Raw genomic sequence first — 15,865 nt, 5'->3', positions numbered from 1 at the left:
GTTCACCTGTCTTTTAGGATGCGGATCAGATATCGGAAGAGCTGGGTAGATATGGAGCCATTCTGCTGCCATATCAAGAGATAAATCTGGTACGTGCGGCGTAGCCGCAAACTGCCTGTGCTTGCAGTGCTGAAGATGCCCTCCAGGATTGGCCGTAGCGATGGACGCCTGTCCCACTCCTTCATCCAATCGGCGAACAGCCGCCACAGTCGGTTGGCCAGGCTGGATTTCTGCCCCGTCATCTCGTCGGTGGACAGACTCAGTTCCAGGGATCGACTCCACAAGGTGACTAGATCCGTCTTGTCGCAATGGTCGGCCAAGGCGGGGCGGGCGCCGTCGTGAAGCAACGGGCCAAGTCGTACAAGGGCAAGGGCGGAGGAAAGCTGCCCTCCGAATGCATCATCTCGCGCCCACCGAGCTAGTTCCGCCACAATGGGACGCGCGGTGTCCGTCGCATAGATGTCGGCAGTGGATCGCGCCACGGCATCACAGAGCCAGTAGCCTTTTGTCTCCCGGGTGATCTGCCGGAATGATGCGAGCACTTTATCAAGGTTTCGGATGACTGCTCGTGATCCATAGGATATTGCCGCTGTCGTTCGCTGATCATAAGGGCCGAAACGGGACCAGTTACTTAGGAGTGCGTCTACCCGGTCGCTTATCCCCGGATCGCTGGCGGCAGCCTCCAGTGCCCATGCGGCGAGCTGTTTCGGCCTGACCTTGGAGTCTCTACTCCACTTGTTGAGAAATTCCTTTTCGATGTGGTCGAAGTCGCATGTCATGAGCAGGCCGACTGCATGGGCGACCTTGATTCGTATATGCTCGTCCTGGCTTTCTCCAAGGTTATGTAACCAGGTGTATAGATGTCGGCGGACGGCGGGTAATTCCTCCCAGATCATCGGCAGGAGCATGGGAGCAAGCTCGTTACGTAGTTGAACGCGTCGTCCCTCGCCACGCCGGTCGCCACTTGCCATACTGATCCCTGAGTAACTGAGCCAGTTTTCAAGTTTCTCCCATACCGGTGTGTCGTCGCTCTCCTCTTCTTCCTTGTTTTCCTCGTGAATCTGCCGGACGAGATCGAGGGCTGCCGCCGATACGACTGGCTCCGGCAGTTCGTGCAGTACGGCGCTGCTCACCAGGAAACACCGACCGGATCTCGTCGGAACTTTGTCAAGGTGCTCACGAAACCGCTTGTGAGTGAACAACGGTTGCTTGGTCAGTAGTTCGGCGACGTCTCGATCCTGCTGAACGCCGTCCGCCAGCCATGATGCGAGATGGATGGCCTCAGCTGGTTGGCAGTCGGTCAATCGGCTGACGATGTCGTGATCATCTAACTTGTACGTGTTCCAAGCGTTCGGGTCACCAAGGCGGTGGATGAAAGCCTTACGGAAAACTTCGCTGGCGACCGGCTGTATGTGATCCACTACCCGATGAGGAAGGTCACAGTTCGGGCGACCCAGGATGACAATGTGGCACCTGCTGCGCGTTGCTATATCCGACAGATGATCCGCGACCTCCTCCAGTCGCGTCACCCACGGGCTCCCGTCCGCGAGAAGGAAATATCCGGTACCCCTCTCCAGGTGAGTTACGTCTACCTGGCTGGGATCCTCCTGAACCATCAGTCGATGGCATGATTTGGCAACGTCCAGTAAAGCTGCGATGGCGGTCGTTGTCCTACCAGTGTTCGGGGAGCCCCGTAGGAGCAGGAGTGGTTCGACGGCCAGTAAATCGGTCAACGCGGTCTGCGACTTGGTGATGACCAGGCTGTCTCTGATCCGCTGTACATACTCTTTAGGAACCGGCGGGGTCTGCACGGACAGGTTCTCTGATGAGACGATGTAGAGATCGCGGCCCGCTCCATAGGATTTGGCGTTGTCGCTGACATGGGTTACGGGGCCGCCGAACCAGTCCCGTCCCGCCGCCGGCCCTGATCCCCCATTAAGTTTTTGCAGGCTGATTAGCCGTAACCGCAGGCTTTCTTCTTCCTGTTGGACGCGTTCTACCAGCGAGTCATCGTCATCGGGCTCGTCCTGGTCCTTGGGGTCACTCTGTGGATCACGGTCGTTTCGGTCGTCCTGGCGTGGTTCCCGGGGCGGGGATCCGCTTGCCGAGGACAAATCTTTCTCATTGTTTTCTTTTCTGTCTGGAGTCTCGGGTTCAGGAGCGGGCTCACTCATCGGGCAGTCTTCCCTTTCGGGAATCTCGGTCAAAAAATGCATCCCTGCCGGCTGTGTAAATTACGCCGTTGCCGCTCACTGTATTTTTTGCGCCACCGTAGTAGTCTCGCCCCACGGTGATCTCGCCATGCTGGGCGCCTTTACTCTGATCTTCGTCATTCTGCTTTTCCCCTGACTTGACGTCATATTCGTCAAGCTCGGAAATTCGGTGCACATTGTGTCCGGGTAGGTGAATGTAGGCCCTGTATTCATTTGTCTTGGATTTCGCGTGAACGTAGCGGAACTCCTCAGGTGAAGGGCCACCGTACCCCTGTCCTACGAAGTCATCAAAGATGCGGTCCGAAATGATTACTCCGAGATCAGCGTCCTTGCACGCGCCCATGGCGGCGCGTAACGAGTCGGCACCCACGAGCCGTCCAGACTGCACGGCGTGGCGTCCTGGAGATCCAGCGGCTCCATCCACATGGATGGGGCCGCCGTGCACTGCTACCCGCATACGCATGCGTCGTCGCACGTCTTGCTGGTTGACCGTTTCGATACCCCGTGCGAGTGCTGTGAGGAAGGGGCCTAGAACCGTTGGGGCGTCAGTTTCGGGCGGTAAGACGGTGAACTCGCCATCTCCCTGCGGCTGCCGCTTCCACTGGAGAAGTGCCAAGCCGGCTGCTCCGGCAGCCATGTCGAGCAACCGGATAAGTGTCCGTTGTAGCTCCACCTGGTCACTGTCGCAGCGATCCCCGTAGTTTTCGATGTCCGATGTGATCATTAGGCGGTATTCCCGCTCGTCGGCCATGTGGTCCTCCTGGTCTTTGGGCTGGCGATGCGCATCAGCCTTGATTATGAGGACGGTCATTTCTGGGGAACCAGTATTATTATGGATTTGCCGAAAGTCTTTCCATGGAGGACAGGGCGAGATTGGTGAAGAACGTCAGGGCGGGCGGGCCGTGACGTCATGACGGATGGGTGGAGGTGGCATCAGTGTCTGCATGCACGCTCGCGCTGATCCCGCAACTGTTGATCTTTCCGAGGCGCGGGGCGAGTCACGGCGAGAGGGGCGTGGCTTCAGGAAGGCGGTGTCGTCGATCACGCAGCCGTACGGCCCAGTCGTGGAGCACATGGTTCCTGCTCCAGTGGGCTTTGCACTGAGCCCTTTTCATCTCACTTCACGGAGTTGAAGCGTGAGGATCGCTTTGACGAGTTGACCTGCGCGAAGAGGGCAGCAGCGCAGGATGCGCCAGGCCGTCAACTGCGCGTTCGCTCGCTCACCGGGGCCGCGAAGCCTGGCGTGGACGGAGTCGGCGCCCTTCTGCGAGGCGGGCTTGTTCCTGCCCTTGTACGGCACACGGACGTGTTCACCGGCACCTGTAGCCCTTGTCGGCGAGGGTGATCGACCGGTGGCCTTCAAACGGCGAGGGAGGTCCTAGATCCGGGCGGCCGTCAGGGTCGTGTGCCGATTCCGATAGCGAGCCGGAGCTCCACAGCAGAGAGCCGTCCGGTGCGGCCAGGACCTGGATGTTCATCCCGTGGTGGCGATGTTTGCCGGAGTAGTAGGGCTGATCGGCGGCCACTCGATCGATCAGGATGAGAGTGCCGTCCAGGACGACGAAGGCGTATCCGGCGCGCTTGGCGGCTTGCAGAGCTCGGCAATCGACGGGCGGGCAGGGTGATCGCCTCGCGAATATAGCGTCAGGCGGTGCTCACGCCCACCCCGAAACCGGCCGTGACCTCGGCGAGTGCCTCTCCTTTACGCAGGTGAACGAGGACAAGCAGGGCTTGACGTCCGGGGTCGAGGCGGCGCCAGGGCGAACCGATCGTGTGGCGGTGGCGGAAGAGGCCGGACAAGTAAGACAGTGTCTGATGTGACAACGACAGCGCGGCACGGTGGAACAGCAACTCGGAGCCTCTGGTATATAGGTTGATCTTGGTCGACAACCCTTCCACCAGGGGATTCTTCCTTTGTCGATCAGATGTCACACGCCGCACCACAACCATGACCTGCGACTTCAGGTTGAAACGCTCATTGTGATTGCGTATCCCATCGGAACCGCGTTTGTTTCCGAGCGGTACGTGGCTCAGGAGCCACATTGCTTACCGGTCTGGTCATACGGTCGAACGGGCGTGGCCGGTTCACTGCTGGTCGCACGTCGCCTGTGTGGGTTGCCCGGTGATCGAAGATCACCGGATGCGTATCGCAGACAGACGTATATTCCGGCCGGACCGGGTGCCGTGGCCTCCGGTTCCCGCCGTGGAGCCGGTCACGGACACGCGGGAACACGCCGGGTACACGGAGGAACGCGGGGCCGTCGTCGCTCCCTTTCACGAGTTCGGCCACGTCGGGGCACGCGGAGACACGTGGGGGCCTCGGTCCCACCGCCTCCACGAGTTCGGTCATGCCGGGGCACGTAGGGGCCTCTGCCGAAGGGCCTCCGGCTTCGCCGTACCGAGGTGGCGTGTCCTGACACCTGACGACCACTCGGGGGAGGCGCCGTTTGGGGAAGTGTCATTCGGGGGATAGAAGGATGTTCCGGCCTGTGATGTCCGAACTTGGTCACTGAGTGGCATTCGCCCAGCTCGTAGGTGGTTTCGGGGAGCTGTGCAGGGCTCTGGGAGCCCCCATCGGTGGTGAAAATCGGGTGACATTTCGCGTCAGATGGCGGAATGTTGAGCGTGAGCGATGAGTTTTGTCGGTGGCACCCGTCAGTCTTTGTACGAACACACTTTCGTGTGTCTCACGGCTGGAACGCCAGCAACGACGTCCTGTCCGACAACCCGATTGAGGTTCCGTGCCCAGCACACAGCTCGACTCACCAGTCAAGCCCGTGACCGTCACCAAGGTGCGCACCCCTGCCGTGATCCGGCTGTTGGTGCTCGCCACGTTCGTGGTCATCCTCAACGAGACGATCATGATCAACGCGATCCCGCGGCTGATGAGCGCGATGAACATCACCGCGCAGACCGCGCAGTGGCTCTCGACGGCCTTCATGTTGACCATGGCCGCCGTCATCCCGATCACCGGTTGGTTCCTGCAGCGGGTGTCCACCCGCACGGCCTACACCGCCGCGATGGGCCTGTTCCTGATCGGTACGGCCCTGGCCACCGTCGCACCGACCTTCGAGGTGCTGCTGGGTGCCCGCATCATCCAGGCGTCCGGTACGGCGGTGATGATGCCGCTGCTGATGACCACGCTGATGCAGGTCGTGCCCGAGGGCAACCGGGGCCGGGTGATGGGCAACGTCACCCTGGCCATCTCGGTCGCGCCCGCGATGGGTCCCACGGTCTCGGGGGTGATCCTCCAGTTCGGCTCCTGGCGGCTGCTGTTCGCCGTGGTGTTCCCCATCGCCGCGCTGATCATGTGGGGTGGGCTGAGGCAGCTCCAGAACGTCGGCGAGCCCAAGTTCAGCACCGTCGACTGGCTGAGCGTGCTGACCGCCGCGGCGGGCTTCGGCAGCCTGGTCTACGGGCTCAGCGGGTTCGAGAGCGGCGACACCCGTACCGCCGTCGGGTTCGTGGTGGCCGGCCTGGTGGCCATCTCCGTCTTCGTCTGGCGCCAGCTGCGCCTGCAGAAGCGCGGCACGCCGCTGATGGACCTGCGCACCCTGCGCCACCGCACCTACACGATCGCGTTGATCATGATGGCGGTGGCCTTCCTGGCGATGATCGGCTCGATGATCCTGCTCCCGCTGTACCTGCAGAACGTCCGTGGGCTCACCGCCCTGCAGACCGGGCTTCTCGTGATGCCGGGTGGTCTCGCGATGGGGCTGCTCGGCCCGACCGTGGGCCGGCTGTTCGACCGCTTCGGCGCCCGGGTGCTGATCGTCCCCGGTGCGATCGGCATCGCGGTCGCGCTCGTCGGGTTCACCCAGGTCACGATGACCATGCCGTTCTGGCTGCTGCTCGGCCTGCACGCGCTGCTGATGGTGAGCCTGGCCGCGACCTTCACCCCGGTGTTCACCCTCGGGCTCGGGTCGGTTCCGGCCTCGCTCTACTCCCACGGCAGCTCGATCCTGAGCACGCTGCAGCAGGTCTCGGCCGCCATCGGCACCGCGCTCGTGGTCACCCTGATGAGCGTGCGGGCCGAGGCCCTGAAGGCGACGGGCGCCAGCGACGCGCTCGCCAACCTCGGCGGCATGCGCACGGCCTTCATCGTCAGCGCGGCGCTGTCCGTGATCGTGGTCATCACCGCCCTGATGCTGCCGGCCAGGGCCGCCACCACGACGGAGCACCAGGCGGCCCACGTCTAAGAAAACCGCCTGGGAAGACCGTCTAAGAAGACCGTCGCCGTGGCTCTTCGGGGGTTCGCCGTCACCGAGCGGCGAACCCCGGAGCCGTTGGCGCCTACCTCCCGATCCGCTGATACCGGCGGGTCGCCAGGGGGACGAAGACGACAAGGATCGCGACCGACCACAACAGGACGGCCGCGATCGGATGCTGTAGGGGCCAGGCGTCCTGCGGTACGGCGGCGCCCGGATCACCGAACAGGTCGCGACAGGCGGCGACGAGCGCGCTGACCGGGTTCCACTCCGCGACGAGCCGTAGCCACCCGGGCATGCCGTCGGTGGGCACGAAACCGTTGGACAGCGCCGAGATCGGAAAGATCACCGGGATGAACGCGTCCGCGGTCTCCGGACGGATCGACAGGCCGGACGGTCACATGGATTCGCCATCAGCGATCTGGGCACGCGTCTCGGAGCCGCAGCGTGCCCGTGAGCGCCTTCTCGACTACGAGATCATCACCAGGGCCTCGGTCGCCATCGCCGGCCTCGACGGCCTCGCCCTCAGTCTGCGGTAGCGCCAATTGTCATATAACGCCCAGATCTGATGATAAGCGACCAATCATGAGGGGTCCACATATTTCGGTTGGACCGGATTATGCTCTGGGCAGTTCGAAGTGGATCTCCGGAGGTGTCCATGAGGAAGATGACCGTCCGTCGCAAGGGCGCGCTGCGCCTGCTGTCCGGCGCTCGCCGTCTCTGGTTCGAGTGGTGCTGGTAGTTGCCGGTACGGCGGGCGCCCCCGGGTGCCCGCCCCTGCGGCGACCGGCCCGGTTGTGACCGGCCCCTCTGAGACCCACGAGGACGGCTACGACTGCCACCGCGACGGCGGGCCGTACGCCGGGGTCGCCTCCTTCCTCACCCAGGTCGCCGCGGAACGGCCCCGCCTGGCGGCTCGCCACCGGGTCGAGCTGCACGCGATCGCCCCCTGGCTCGACCGTACGGCGCGCCCCGCCGCCGAGGAGGAGCCGATCCGCTTCCACCCCGCCCGGCGCACCGCCTGCCTGGCCTACGGCGCGGCGGAGTTCGTCACGGCCTGGGCGGACACGCTCAAGAACCCGGTCACCGTACGTTTCGACCACGTCGGCGACGCCGACGAGACCACCCGCGAACTGCTGGACGCGCTGGTCCGCGCGGAGCCGTCCACGCTGCGCCTGGACCTGCGGGACGGCGGCTCCCCCCGGCGGGCGGCGGCTGAGCCGACCCCCGAGGAGACGCGCAGGGCCCTCGGCGACAGCCTGGCCCGCGGTTTCTACCACCACGCGGCCAGGACCGCCCGGCGCGGGCGCGCGACGGTTACCCCGGACGGCGACCTGCGGCACTGGTGGGCGTTCACCACCGGCCTGGCCACCGCCCTGGCCGCGCTTGAGCAGGCCGAGGAGGCACTCGACCTCTACCACGAGGCGCGCGCCGTCACCGACGACCCGAAGATCACCACGTCGGCCGCCTACTCCACCGCCATGCTGTACGCCAGGCACCTGCCCACGGCCGGGCAGGACCCGGGGCGGGCCAGACACTGGCTGGAACGGGCACTCGACCTCGCCACCAAGCTGGACGACCCACGTCAGCGGACACTGTCCACCGTCTTCTACGAGCAGGGACTCGCCCTGCTGGACGCCAGGGACGGCGAGCACGCCCGCGCGCTGCGGCTGATCGACGACGGTCTGGCCCGGCTGGCGGCGGTGCTCAGGCCGGGAGAGCGTCCGCAGGACCTGGCCAGGCTGCGCCACAACCGGGCCCAGGTGCACCTGGCCATGGGAGACCGGGACCGGGCCCTGGCCGACCTCGACACCGTGATCGCCCACGACCCGGACAACTGCGAGTACTACGTGGACCGGGCCGCCCTGTACCGCGCGGCGGGACGGTCCAGGGCCGCGATCGAGGACTACGGCACCGCGATCCGCCTGGGGCCGCACCTGCCCGAGGCGTACTACAACCGGGCCGTGCTCCAGCAGGAGCGGGGCCGTACGGCACGGGCCCGCGCCGACCTGGAACGCGTGCTCGCCATCGAGCCGGGGCATCTGGACGCCAGGATCGCCCTGGTCAACCTGCTGGTGGAGCGCGGCGCGCTCGACGAGGCCGAGGCCGAGGCGCGGGCCGGGCTCGAACCGGCCCCGGAGGACCCCGCGCTGCTGTGCACCCTCGGGCTGATCCGCTCGGAGCGCGGCGACCTCACCGAGGCGGACGACCTCCTCACCCGGGCCCTGGCCGGGGACTCCGAACTCGTCGAGGCGTGGACGAACCGGGCCGCCGTACGGTTCGAACGCGGTGACGTGGCCGCCGCGGTGACCGACCTGGACCGGGCGGTCGCGCTGTCGGCGGCACCGGTGCCCCGCTACAACCGAGGGAAGGCGCTGGTACGGCTCGGCAGACTTGAGGAGGCCGCGCGGGACTTCGCCGACGCCCTCACCCAGCCGGGCCTCGACCGGGCGCTGCGCCGTGACCTGCGCGCGGAACTGGCCCGCTGCCGTCGCGCATGACGGGATGACCCCGAGGCCTCGTTTTCCGGCCGGGTCGAACCCCACTTTGTACGGTTGCCAATTCATCCGGGCATTACATGCGGATTTATCCGTACACCGTCTGGTTGCGTGTTGTTAAACCGGCCTTGTCAGGCTTTCTTGCTGAAACGAACGTTCCGCACGAACTACAGGAGGTTTGCATGCGCGTGCTCAAGTCCCTGTCGATCGTCGCCGCCGTCGTCATGGCCGTGTTCACCGCCGTCCCGGCACAGGCCGCCACCGGGTGGTCCATGGAGTGGGGTGCGACCGTCACCCAGTCCACCATCGACTGGACATCCGGATATTCCGCCTATGTCTCCGGCCACATCAAGGCGGTGAGCGGCTACCGCGAGGTGTGCTTCTGGGGCCAGAACGGGTCCGAGAAGACCGGCAAAGTCTGCAAATATTCCACCAACGGCACGTACTCCTGGTCCAACGAGCTGCTTCGGATAACCGTCGCCGGTGGTGTGCAGCGCATCTACGCCGACCTGATCGTGGACGGCGACATCGTCCACGAGGTCTGGTGCACCCGCAACGGCTGCAGCCGTAACTGGTAGGACAGGGCGGTTCGGGTACGGCCGCGCGGCGCGAGGAGAAGGCGCGTCGCGCGGCACCCAGCGGTGGTACGCGGCGTCCGGCGGTGGTGTGCGGAACCCAGTGGTGGTGCGCGGTGTTCAGCGGTAGTGGAGCGCCGGGAAGCACTCGGGGAACGGCCGCCGCCAGCGGTGCCCGTCCGGCGGCACGTGCGCCTCAAGATGCTCGCGCACCGGCGGCACCATGGCCTTGAAGAAGCGCCGTGGCGTGGCGCGCGGGTTGGTCTCGGCGAGATGGCACAGGGCGTCGGCCCCGGTCAGCAGCGTGTAACGACCCTGGCCCCGGCCGTAGAAGACGTAGGTCGGGGTGCTCCAGCGCCAGGCCGACCTGCCGGTGTTGCGGTTGCGGACGGCGGTGGCGATCAACCGGCCCCCGGTCCGCCAGGCGGGCAGCGACGGCCTCCCGGTCCGCTCGCCGATCGGCCAGGCGTCGAGCCAAACACGGTGCCCGTCGAAGATCCAGCGCACGTCCCAGCCGTGTTCCCGCAGGATGTCGGCGTGGTCGTCGAACACGGTCGGGTGGGGAGGCCGGTGCGCGGGGCGGTGGTTGCGCGGGTCCTGCCGCGCCTGCTGGACGAGTTCGGCGTACTGGACGGGATACCGCTCGACGAGGTGGCGGTGGACCGGCGCCTCGGCCCGGCGGCTTCGCCGGTCCTGCTCGACCAGCGCGGCCCGGACATGGGTGAGGAAGGTGAGCTTGGACGCCCACTTCTCGCGGGACGCGTCGTGACGGGCCTGGATGAGGTGCGGGTCCGGGACGGCGAAGAGGTTGCGCACCCGCACGGGTGTCACCTCAAGGCCGATCTCGGTGAACGCCATCGTGCCGATCGCCACCAGGGCCTCGTACCAGCGGGACAGCAGCGCCGGATGGCGGAGCGGGTGGCACACCCCGCTGTCCTTGATGTCGTTGCCGACCAGCTCACGGAAGGCGGTCGTGCCCATCGCCAGCATCCTGGCCACCTCCGGAGGCAGGCCGTCGCCGGCCCCGCCCGGACGGAGCAGCGAGTCGGCCTCCTCCCGATGGGCCGCGACGAGCGCCGCGACCGCCGACGCCGCCGCCCGGTCGGTCGTCAGCCCGGCGTGCGCCTCGACGGTGAGACGCGCCTCGACGCCGCGCTGGCGGATGCGGGCCAGCCGCCGTTCGGCGCGCCGGGTCAACGGATCGTCGAAACCGGAGCCGAGCACGTTGTTCCACCACGACAGCTGGTGGAGCCCCTCCTGCCGGATCAGCACGTCCTCCCAGACCTCGCAGGTCTCGGCGGAGGACAGCCAGCGGCTCAACCCGGAGGGAACCCGGTTGAGGGTGGCCTCGGCCACCGCCAGGAGGCTGATGGTGTCGGGATCGTCTCCGTACCGCTCCCGCAACCCCTCGGGGGTGATGTCGGGATCGAGCTGCGCGACGTCGGCCAGTCGCATTCGCGTGCCGCTCACCTGATCTCCTCGCCGTAACGGTAGGGGTACGCGCATGTGGATTGACTTCCTCTCGGTCCTAAAGGACCGGGATTCCCCGTGCCGCTGACGTGGAATGCTGCCGCGCTCGTGGCCGGGGCGGTTGACGCTTCACAGACCGCCTGATGGCGAGGTCTCCACGTCCTGAGACCGCCTGCCCGGCGGCCTTGATGTTCTTGGCGGCGTTCACGTCGGCATGCTCGACATGACCGCAGGAGGTGCAGGCGAACCGCGCTTGGCTCTCACGCGATGCCGCATCCACCACCCCGCAAGCCGAGCACGTTTGAGACGTGTACGCCGCCGGGACCTTGATTACCTTGCTGCCGGTGTGCCGGACCGCGTTGTTAACCGCGAATTCCAGCCCGTACCAGCCCTTATCCAAGATCGACTTGTTGAGGCCGGACTTCTGAGCGACCCGCGAACCGGGTCGTTCGACGGTGCCCTTCGCGCTGGCCGTCATGTTCCTCGTGTTGAGGTCTTCCAGCACGAGGGTGCCGTACCGGACGGTGAGCGTCGCGGCGAGCTGGGCGTTGAAGTCCGCGCGGCGGGACCGGACCCGCCGCATGACCGCGCCCAGTTCGGCCACCACGCGCTTACGCCGATTACCGCCCTTACGGGTGCGGGCGAGCTGCTGCTGGAGGCGGCGGTACCGTTGCGTCTCGCCGCTGGTGATGAACGGCCGGTCGTGGAACGTCCCGTCGCTCGTGATCGCGGCGACCACCACTCCCCGGTCGATCCCCACAGCCGGGCCGGGATGCGTCTCAGGGGTGGTCTTGCCGTCCTCGACGAGGAACGACACGAACCAGTTCCCGCCGTCGCGGGTGATCGTGGCGGAGCGCAGGACACCGCCGAGTGGACGCGACCAGCGGAATCGGACCCAGCCGAACTTCGGCAGTTTCACCCGGCCCCACCGGCGGCCGATCCGTTCCACGACGATCTGCTTGGCGTCGGGGAACCGGAACGACGGCGACCACCTGCGGTGCGACCGCCACCGGACCTTCCAGGCCCCGTGGGTTTTGACCGCCTGGTCCAGATCCTTGAGCGTCTGCTGGAGCACGTGGGACGGCGCATCCGACATCCAGCCGAAATCCCGTTTGGCGTCGGCGAGTTGCCTGCACTGCTCGGCGTACCCGATGAACGCGCCGCGCCGCCGATACTCCCGGCGCTGCTGCAGACCGGTGTTCCACACCGACCGGCAGATACCGCCGATCTGTTCGGCGAACGCGGTCTGTGCCGGGGTGAACTCGATCCGATACCTGCGGCCGGACAGCATGAAACACCTTTCTCCGCGGAACATCCAAGCCATCCAATGACACTCTGCGAGATCATGATTGAGCGTATGAACGTTCGGGAACTCCGAGACAACCTCGGCCATCGCGTCGGAGCGGCGCACCTGGCCGGGGAGCACACCATCGTGGAGACCAAGCCGTCCTTGTCCCCTACACGTGATGGGCCGAACGGCAGGACGAGCGGGGCGGTTCCGGGCTTACCCCGCCCTGAAGGACAGGGCTTGCGCCCTTCAACGAGAGCGGTCAGCAGGACCGTACACCGGTGACGGCCGATCACATCGGCGATTAGCGCACACCGCCTCCTTTCGGATCGATCAGGTAATCCATATATCCAGAAATATCGGTGTATCAGCGGGCACTGGGCAGCACCTGGGCCTCGGCCTCCTCAAGCCAGCGGAGATACCAGCGGGCGAACCCGAGGGGCGCGCCGTCGTCGTCGAACAACGGCTGGAACCCCTCGTCGCTCATGATGCCGTTGGCCCACATCCGGCCCCGCGCCGGACCCGTGACCACCAGGCCCTCCAGATGGGAGCAGCCGGTCATACCCGGCACCTTAAAGGACGGACACGTGAGAAATCGGGCCTGCGATCATGGTCGTCCGGCTCGGTACGGCGGAAGGCGGACGCGGTGTCCATGCGGTTGACGCTGGTGAGGATCGACCCCGAGGTGCTGCGGGCCGTACGGGCGAGGCCCGATCTGGCGGGGGAGATCCTCTCCGGGCACTCCCGGGAGGAGGACGTGTTCACGGACGACTACCTGGCCCTCGGCGACATCGCGGAGGGCAGGGCCGAGGCCGAGCACGGGGACGCGCGATGGGGACGGCACTACCCCTGGCTCGCGGCGGCGACCGGCGCGGACGGTGAACACGACCTGCCAGGCCACACGTTCGGGTACGGCCCGCCGTTCGCCCTCGATCCGGAGCGGGTGGCGGAGGTCGCGCGGGGCCTGGCCGGTGAGGGGTGGGGTTTCGCCGCCGCCGGGCAGGACGGGTTCGCGGGCCTCGGCCCGTTCTACACGGCGGCGGCACGGGAGGGTGGGGCGGTCGTGGGAGGGGTGAGCTGACCCTCACGGGAGCCGACCCTCACGGGTGCCGACCCCGTGGGAGCCGACCCTCACGGGACTCGGTTCTCGCGGGAGCCGGCCTTCGCGGGCGATCCGGGCTCTCCTGGAGCCGGTCGTCGCGGCGGCCGGGTCCCCCCGGAGGCGCCCCTCGTGAAGGCCGGTCGCCCCTCCCGTCGCCCCGTGTGTCAGGAGCGCGCCTTGGCGGACGCCCTGCGGTTGGCCTTCTTGATCGCGTCGACGAGTTCGGTCTTGGTCATGGACGACCTTCCCGGCACGTCCAGCCGCCTGGCCACGTCGTACAGATGCTGCTTGGAGGAGTTGGCGTCGACGCCTTCGGCGGTCTTCCCGCGCTTGGGAGTGTGCCGGGCCGCCTGCCTGTCGGAGGGGCCTTTCCTGCTCTTGGGCTCCCAGTGGTCGCCGATCTTCTCGAAGGAGTGCTTGAGGGCGGCGTTGGCCGTCCGGTGGGCGCGTTCCCCCTCGCCGTACTCCTTGACCGCGGAGTCGTGGGCCTTGATCCACGTCTCCTGGGCCTTCTTGGGAGAGCGTTTGAGTGTCTCGGGTAGTTCCTGACGGACGGGCATGATCGTCACCTCTTCTCCGGGTCGGATGTTGGCCTCATCCGGGCCATACCCCTCAATCCATCCCGAAACATCATTCAATTGTGAAATCAACAGTTATGTCCTGTTAGCCGATCAGGGGGTGGGGCACGTGGGGGAAATGCCTGATGAACCACGCCAGACACCACCAGAACAGCAGCAGCCGTACCCGGGCAGCAGCGGCGACATGACCCCCGCTCCCCGGGACGAGATGCGCGACTACGAGGGCCGTGGCCTGCTCAGGGACCGGCGGACACTGATCACCGGGGGTGACTCGGGAATCGGCAGGGCCGTCGCCGTGGCGTTCGCGAAGGAGGGAGCGGACGTCGCGATCGCCTACCTGTCCGAGCACGAGGACGCCGAGCACACCCGCAAGCTGGTCGAGGAGGCCGGACGGCGGTGCGTACTGCTGCCGGGAGACCTCTCCCAGGCCGCCCACTGCGCCGACGTGGTGGACCGTACGGTGAGCGAACTCGGCGGGCTCGACGTGCTCGTCAACAACGTCGCCTACCAGCAACCGGTCGACTCGCTCGACGAGCTGGACGACGAACAGTGGGAGTACACCTTCGCCGTCAACATCCACAGCTACTTCCGGGTCACCAGGGCGGCGCTGCGGCACATGGGCGAGGGGTCGGCCATCGTCAACACCTCCTCGATCAACGGCCTGCGCGGCAACAAGACCCTGATCGACTACGCCACGACCAAGGGCGCGATCAACGCCTTCACCTACTCGATGGCGCAGAACCTGCTCGAACGCCGCATCCGGGTCAACGCCGTGGCCCCGGGGCCGGTGTGGACACCGCTCATCCCGGCCACCATGCCACCGGAGAAGGTGGGCAAGTTCGGCGAGCAGGCGCCCATGGAACGGGCCGCCGACCCCGACGAGATCGCCCCGTCCTACGTCTTCTTCGCCTCCGACCGCCTGTCGTCCTACTACACGGGCGAGATCCTGGCCCCGGTCGGCGGCGAGACCCTCCCCGGCTGATCCTTCGAGGTCATCGGGACGGAACGTAGGAGGAGACGACCAGCCAGACGGCGCAGAGGACGACCACGGCCGTCACGGCGACGGTCCGCATCCTGGCGAGGGACCCGGGCCCGACCTCCAACCGGGCGGGCCGGGCGGTCCAGACGACGAGGAGGGCGGCGAGCGGCAGGTGCGACCGTACGAGGAGGAGTTCGTCGAGCAGGAAGACGTCGAGGACCGGGAAGAGGAGAAGGACCGCCGCGACCGTGGCGCCGATCCACCGTGACAGGCCGGTGGCGTGCGCGATCGCGGCCAGGGCGACGAGGGTGACCGGCAGGCCGATCCTGTCGGCCTGGGTGAACCACTGGAGAGCGGCGCAGAGCCACTGGGGGACGTCTCCTGAAGACCCCGGCGCCACGTCGAAGAAGACGGTGAACGAACGTTCGTCGAACGCGGAGACGGGCCGGTCGCACAACGCGCCCCACGCGGCGGGGAGGACGGCCGCCCACGGGGCGAAGCCGTACCGCCTGGTGGGCAGGGGATGGCGGGCCGCCAGGAGCAGGGCCCCGACGGCCAGCGGGTAACAGACGAGCAGAGGCCAGGGGGAGGCCGTACGGATCTGGCCGGTGCACGGGTCGGGGCCGGAGACGAGAAGGCCGAGAACGAGGACGGCGCCGGTCACGAGGGCGGCGGAGAGCACGGCCCTGCGCGAGCCGTACGAGACGAGGCCGGCGACGACGACCGGCAGCAGCAGGACCCCGAGGAACAGCGCCTCCGCGGGGACGCTCCCCAGCGCGTACGGACCCTCCGGCAGGTAGGGGCTCTCCGAGGAGCAGAACCAGGGGAGGTCGCCTCCGCCGATGCCGAAGGCCGTCAGGACCACCGGCCCCGAGACGGCCAGGACGGCGTAGAGGCGCGATGCCACCGCGAGTTCCGGCATCGGCACGTCCTCTCGGCGTCGACGGGCTTAGT

14 protein-coding genes and 1 pseudogene are annotated in these 15,865 nt (G+C 66.7%); 6 read left to right on the top strand and 9 right to left on the bottom strand.

Annotation, left to right across the window (positions count from 1 at the left end):
- Nucleotides 1–2 precede the first annotated feature (2 nt).
- From ACFOYY_RS21105 to ACFOYY_RS21095, 3 genes and pseudogenes are all read right to left on the bottom strand, one after another.
- A complete protein-coding gene (locus ACFOYY_RS21105) occupies nucleotides 3–2,207 on the bottom strand; it encodes a hypothetical protein (protein WP_386191074.1) in 2,205 nt (734 codons plus the stop codon).
- Complete coding sequence (locus ACFOYY_RS21100) at nucleotides 2,167–2,964, bottom strand: hypothetical protein (protein ID WP_386191071.1); 798 nt, start codon at nucleotides 2,962–2,964, stop codon at nucleotides 2,167–2,169. The genes ACFOYY_RS21105 and ACFOYY_RS21100 overlap by 41 nt, the downstream gene beginning before the upstream one ends.
- A 360-nt stretch (nucleotides 2,965–3,324) precedes the next feature.
- Nucleotides 3,325–4,064 (bottom strand): annotated as a pseudogene (locus tag ACFOYY_RS21095) (transposase family protein).
- 890 nt (nucleotides 4,065–4,954) lie between these two features.
- Here ACFOYY_RS21095 and ACFOYY_RS21090 point away from each other — a divergent pair.
- On the top strand, nucleotides 4,955–6,412 hold the full coding sequence (locus ACFOYY_RS21090) for an MDR family MFS transporter (RefSeq protein ID WP_352012918.1): 1,458 nt from the start codon (nucleotides 4,955–4,957) through the stop codon (nucleotides 6,410–6,412).
- A gap of 94 nt (nucleotides 6,413–6,506) precedes the next feature.
- On the opposite strand, the gene ACFOYY_RS21085 is transcribed toward ACFOYY_RS21090, so the two are convergent.
- On the bottom strand, nucleotides 6,507–6,770 hold the full coding sequence (locus tag ACFOYY_RS21085) for an ABC transporter permease (protein ID WP_352012919.1): 264 nt from the start codon (nucleotides 6,768–6,770) through the stop codon (nucleotides 6,507–6,509).
- A gap of 4 nt (nucleotides 6,771–6,774) precedes the next feature.
- On the opposite strand from ACFOYY_RS21085, the gene ACFOYY_RS21080 reads away from it, so the two are divergent.
- The 3 genes from ACFOYY_RS21080 to ACFOYY_RS21070 all read left to right on the top strand — a co-directional run bounded on the left by ACFOYY_RS21080 (nucleotide 6,775) and on the right by ACFOYY_RS21070 (nucleotide 9,497).
- The gene (locus tag ACFOYY_RS21080; protein ID WP_386191068.1) at nucleotides 6,775–6,960 is read left to right on the top strand and encodes a hypothetical protein; all 186 of its coding nucleotides are present in this window, start codon (nucleotides 6,775–6,777) and stop codon (nucleotides 6,958–6,960) included.
- 258 nt (nucleotides 6,961–7,218) lie between these two features.
- Nucleotides 7,219–8,922 carry a tetratricopeptide repeat protein gene (locus tag ACFOYY_RS21075; protein ID WP_386191065.1) on the top strand — a complete coding sequence of 568 codons (1,704 nt, stop codon included), beginning with the start codon at nucleotides 7,219–7,221 and terminating at the stop codon, nucleotides 8,920–8,922.
- 179 nt (nucleotides 8,923–9,101) lie between these two features.
- A complete protein-coding gene (locus ACFOYY_RS21070) occupies nucleotides 9,102–9,497 on the top strand; it encodes a hypothetical protein (RefSeq protein ID WP_352012922.1) in 396 nt (131 codons plus the stop codon).
- A gap of 117 nt (nucleotides 9,498–9,614) precedes the next feature.
- Here ACFOYY_RS21070 and ACFOYY_RS21065 read toward each other — a convergent pair whose 3' ends face one another.
- From ACFOYY_RS21065 to ACFOYY_RS21055, 3 genes are all read right to left on the bottom strand, one after another.
- Nucleotides 9,615–10,964 (bottom strand): hypothetical protein, encoded by a 1,350-nt coding sequence (locus tag ACFOYY_RS21065; RefSeq protein ID WP_362917464.1) that lies wholly within the window; start codon nucleotides 10,962–10,964, stop codon nucleotides 9,615–9,617.
- A 58-nt stretch (nucleotides 10,965–11,022) separates the two neighbouring features.
- On the bottom strand, nucleotides 11,023–12,255 hold the full coding sequence (locus ACFOYY_RS21060; RefSeq protein WP_386191057.1) for an RNA-guided endonuclease InsQ/TnpB family protein: 1,233 nt from the start codon (nucleotides 12,253–12,255) through the stop codon (nucleotides 11,023–11,025).
- A 364-nt stretch (nucleotides 12,256–12,619) separates the two neighbouring features.
- Nucleotides 12,620–12,814, bottom strand: coding sequence for a hypothetical protein (locus tag ACFOYY_RS21055; RefSeq protein ID WP_352012925.1), 195 nt, complete (start codon nucleotides 12,812–12,814; stop codon nucleotides 12,620–12,622).
- A gap of 84 nt (nucleotides 12,815–12,898) precedes the next feature.
- Between ACFOYY_RS21055 and ACFOYY_RS21050 the strand changes: the two genes are divergently transcribed.
- Complete coding sequence (locus tag ACFOYY_RS21050; RefSeq protein ID WP_386191054.1) at nucleotides 12,899–13,333, top strand: hypothetical protein; 435 nt, start codon at nucleotides 12,899–12,901, stop codon at nucleotides 13,331–13,333.
- 185 nt (nucleotides 13,334–13,518) lie between these two features.
- Here ACFOYY_RS21050 and ACFOYY_RS21045 read toward each other — a convergent pair whose 3' ends face one another.
- Nucleotides 13,519–13,914 (bottom strand): ChaB family protein, encoded by a 396-nt coding sequence (locus ACFOYY_RS21045; RefSeq protein ID WP_352012927.1) that lies wholly within the window; start codon nucleotides 13,912–13,914, stop codon nucleotides 13,519–13,521.
- Between the two features lie 136 nt (nucleotides 13,915–14,050).
- Between ACFOYY_RS21045 and ACFOYY_RS21040 the strand changes: the two genes are divergently transcribed.
- On the top strand, nucleotides 14,051–14,914 hold the full coding sequence (locus ACFOYY_RS21040; RefSeq protein ID WP_352012928.1) for an SDR family oxidoreductase: 864 nt from the start codon (nucleotides 14,051–14,053) through the stop codon (nucleotides 14,912–14,914).
- Between the two features lie 10 nt (nucleotides 14,915–14,924).
- Here ACFOYY_RS21040 and ACFOYY_RS21035 read toward each other — a convergent pair whose 3' ends face one another.
- Entirely contained in the window at nucleotides 14,925–15,833 is a 909-nt protein-coding gene (locus ACFOYY_RS21035) for a hypothetical protein (protein ID WP_386191051.1), read from the bottom strand.
- Between the last annotated feature and the right edge of the window lie 32 nt (nucleotides 15,834–15,865).

Source organism: Streptosporangium jomthongense (genome assembly GCF_042650425.1).
Classification (GTDB): Bacteria; Actinomycetota; Actinomycetes; order Streptosporangiales; family Streptosporangiaceae; genus Streptosporangium.
This window is presented reverse-complemented; position numbering and strand designations above follow the sequence as displayed.